Raw genomic sequence first — 1,559 nt, 5'->3', positions numbered from 1 at the left:
TATGAGAGACAGGTACCCGGGCGCCCCCACCCCTCCGCCCTCCGGTGGCTCGAAGAACCCCTTCAAGGGCAGGCCCGCGATGGTCGTCGCGGCCGCGGTGGCCGCGCTGCTCGTGGCCGGCGGTGTCGTCGTCGCCGTCGGTGCCGGCGGGGACGACGACAAGAAGCCCACCGCGCAGAAGACCCAGGACGGCAAGCCGTCCGGCACGGCCTCCGCGCCCGTCGACCAGGGCGACGGCAGCGGCGACGGCGACGGCGACGAGAAGACCGAGGACCTCAACGAGGGCCGCAAGGCCGGCGAGGCGAAGGTGCTCTGGTACAAGGAGGCCCCCGACGCCCCCGGCTCCGGTGCCGCCGCACCCGGCCTGTGGGTCACGGACGAGGTCGCCGTGAAGGCGGCGTACAAGCAGGTCTTCGGATACGACGTCCAGGACGGCACGCCCGCCTGGGACCCGATCACGTTCCCCGGCAAGGTCTGCGAGGTCACCCCGCAGAAGACCGCCGACGACAGGGTCGTCATCGCCTACCAGAGCGGCTCCGACAGCAAGGCCCGCTGCAACATGCTCCAGCAACTCGACCTGAACACCGGGAAGAAGGGCTGGAGCAAGGAGCTGGACGAGGGCGAGCTGTTCGACAGCACGATCTCCGTGGGGCTGACCATCACCGGTGACACACTGATGGCGGGCCGTTCGCAGTCCGGTACAGCGTTCGACGTCGAGACCGGCAAGAAGCTGTGGGACAAGAAGAAGTACGGCGCGTCCTGCTTCCCCGCCGGGTTCGCGGGCGGGGAGAAGCTGATCGCGGTCTCCTCCTGTGGCGCGGGCACCGACACCGAGCACGACGAGGTGCAGGAGCTCGACCCGAAGACCGGCAAGGCCAGGTGGACCCGGAAGATACCCGAGGGCTGGCGGGTCGAGAAGACGTACTCCGTGCAGCCGCTCGTGCTCTATTCCACCAACCGCGACAAGAACAAGTGGAACGTCTCCGCGTTCAACGGCGACGGCTCGACCCGCTCGCAGCTCGACATCGACGAGGGCTTCGCCCCGGAGTGCGACGGCGGGATCCTGGACCGCGACCTCCAGGGCTGCGCGGGGGTGGCGGCCGACGCGAACACCCTCTACCTGCCGACCGAGGCCAAGAGCGGCGCCAACGAGATCGTCGCGGTCAACCTCTCGACCGGCAAGGAGAAGTGGCGGGTCAAGTCCCCGGTCGCCGAGACCATGCAGCCGATCAGGCGGGACGGCACGAAGCTCGTCGCGTACGTGGGGCCGTCGTACGACGCGGGCGGACAGGTGGTCTCGATCCCCACGACCGGGTCGAGCCACAAGACCACGAAGCTGCTCCAGATGCCGCAGGGCACCGCGGACATGGAGAACACCTTCTTCTCGAAGGCGATCGACTACGTGGACGGGCGCTTCTACATCTCCACGACCCTGCTGACGGGCAACGACGAGGCGAAGGAGAAGTTGATGCTGGCCTACGGCAGGTGACCGCCGCCGGCCACCGGCACCCGGCTCTCCCGACCGCTCCCCCTTCACCGAGGTAGACACCCCCATGACC

General features: G+C 68.9%; 1 protein-coding gene. It reads left to right on the top strand.

Translation table 11 applies throughout. The features are described 5' to 3' along the window. Positions 1 to 1,489: outer membrane protein assembly factor BamB family protein (locus FNH04_RS45845; RefSeq protein WP_152792129.1), on the top strand; the 1,489-nt coding region annotated here is incomplete at its 5' end. Positions 1,490 to 1,559: the final 70 nt, after the last annotated feature.

It is taken from the genome of Streptomyces phyllanthi, assembly GCF_009377205.1.
Classification (GTDB): domain Bacteria; phylum Actinomycetota; class Actinomycetes; order Streptomycetales; family Streptomycetaceae; genus Streptomyces; species Streptomyces phyllanthi.
This window is presented reverse-complemented; position numbering and strand designations above follow the sequence as displayed.